4 protein-coding genes and 1 pseudogene are annotated in these 1,615 nt (G+C 42.2%); 4 read left to right on the plus strand and 1 reads right to left on the minus strand.

All coding sequences use genetic code 11. The annotated features are described in order from the left end of the window. Positions 1 to 206: prevent-host-death protein (locus F6K49_RS47235; protein ID WP_293109435.1), on the plus strand; the 206-nt coding region annotated here is incomplete at its 5' end. A 10-nt stretch (positions 207 to 216) separates the two neighbouring features. Here F6K49_RS47235 and F6K49_RS47240 read toward each other — a convergent pair. Beyond that, positions 217 to 354, minus strand: coding sequence for a hypothetical protein (locus F6K49_RS47240; RefSeq protein ID WP_293109437.1), 138 nt, complete (start codon positions 352 to 354; stop codon positions 217 to 219). Between the two features lie 53 nt (positions 355 to 407). On the opposite strand from F6K49_RS47240, the gene F6K49_RS47245 reads away from it, so the two are divergent. The 3 genes and pseudogenes from F6K49_RS47245 to F6K49_RS47255 form a co-directional block, all read left to right on the plus strand. Beyond that, a complete protein-coding gene (locus F6K49_RS47245) occupies positions 408 to 536 on the plus strand; it encodes a hypothetical protein (RefSeq protein ID WP_293109439.1) in 129 nt (42 codons plus the stop codon). Positions 537 to 544: 8 nt separating this feature from the next. Next, positions 545 to 637: pseudogene (locus tag F6K49_RS47250) on the plus strand (element excision factor XisH family protein); the annotation flags it as partial. A 116-nt stretch (positions 638 to 753) separates the two neighbouring features. Then, positions 754 to 1,615: transposase (locus F6K49_RS47255; RefSeq protein ID WP_293109441.1), on the plus strand; the 862-nt coding region annotated here is incomplete at its 3' end.

Genomic DNA, 1,615 nt, shown 5'->3' on the forward strand with positions numbered 1-1,615 from the left:
TCATGTACCAAATTCAGTTGAAGGAAGCAGAGACTAGACTCGCGGAACTACTTGAAGCAGCAGCAGCAGGGGAAGAGGTTGTCATCCTCGGTAGTGATGGGAAATCGTTTAGAATTGTGCCAATGATTGCAGTACAAGCAACCCCTAAGTTTGGTAGCGCTAAGGGGTTAGTGAAAATGTCAGATGATTTTGATGAGCCGTTATAATATAGCAATTCTATGACTTGTGAGGTACAAATATCTGGGTTTTAGGGAGCAGGGACTGAGGCCGTAGGCCACGCTTCGCGAACGGAGCAGGGAGCAGGTAAGAGAGAAGAGGCAACAGCCAATAGTCAAACAATTCTGTGTACCTCATGATTCCTATAAACGCTATATTGTAGGAAACAGTATATCAATCCTAAATGAATTGTGAGAATTTTTGTTCCCTGTTCCCTACTCCCTACTCCCTACTCCCAGATCCGCTGTTCCCTGTTCCCAGATCCGCTGTTCCCTGTTCCCTTTGGTATATATCTATTGATTTTTGATTATAAAAAATAAATATACCAATGCCTGCTAAGGATATATTTCATGATGTGGTTAAAAAAGCCCTTGTCCAAGACAATTGGGTAATTACTCACGACCCGTTAACTTTAGATTTACCAAAAATATTGGGTTTAAAGCCCCGTCCTTATAGGACGGCTTTTTTTTTAAAATCTATCCTTACTTTTGTCGCTAAGTATGGTAATATAAATAGTAACGGGAGGTCGATACCGAGATGATTATTATAGAGTTCAAAGCCTACGGCAAAAAGCACCAATACCAAGCAATTGACGAAGCTATTCGGACGGTAAAATTTATCCGAAATAGTTGCATTCGTCTGTGGTTGGACAATAAGGGCACAGGGAAGTACGACTTAAGCAAATACTGCAAAGTTTTAGCTAAACAGTTTCCATTTGCCAACGAATTGAACTCTACCGCTCGCCAGGCTGCCTCTGAGAGAGCATGGTCATCGATTGCCCGTTTCTCTGACAATTGTAAAAAGAAAGTACCTGGTAAGAAAGGCTTTCCCAAATTCCAAAAACGTGGAAGGTCGGTTGAGTATAAGCAGTCAGGATGGAAGCTATCCCCTGACAATAAATCAATCACTTTCACAGACAATAAAAAAATAGGAAAGCTCAAACTTAAGGGTAAATGGGACTTGTGGCGCTTTGATAAGAAGCAAATTAAGCGGGTTCGGATAGTCCGTCGGGCTGACGGTTACTACGTCCAGTTTTGCGTGTCTGTTGACATCAAAGAGGAATTAGAACCAACTGGTACAGCTGTCGGCTTAGATGTTGGACTAAAAGATTTCTATACTGATTCTACTGGTCATGCCGAACCTAATCCTCGCTTTTACAGAAGGGGAGAAAAACGTCTAAAGTTCTACCAACGTCGGGTTTCTCGGAAAAAGAAAGGCTCATCCAACCGCAAGAAAGCCGTTAATAAGCTAGGCAGGACACACCTCAAAATAAGTAGGCAACGTGAGGAACATGCGAGTGCGATTCGTTGGTTAGAAACCGGTAACGGGGGATTAACCACAAGGACATACCTTGATAACTTGAATTCCATGTTGGTGAAAAACCAACCCTCAAGAAATA

This window comes from Moorena sp. SIO3I6, assembly GCF_010672095.1.

What these genes read in the sequence shown, in the direction of transcription:
- F6K49_RS47240 (WP_293109437.1), bottom strand. Translation starts at nt 354, where the DNA reads ATGAGGTACACAGAATTGTTTGACTATTGGCTGTTGCCTCTTCTCTCT.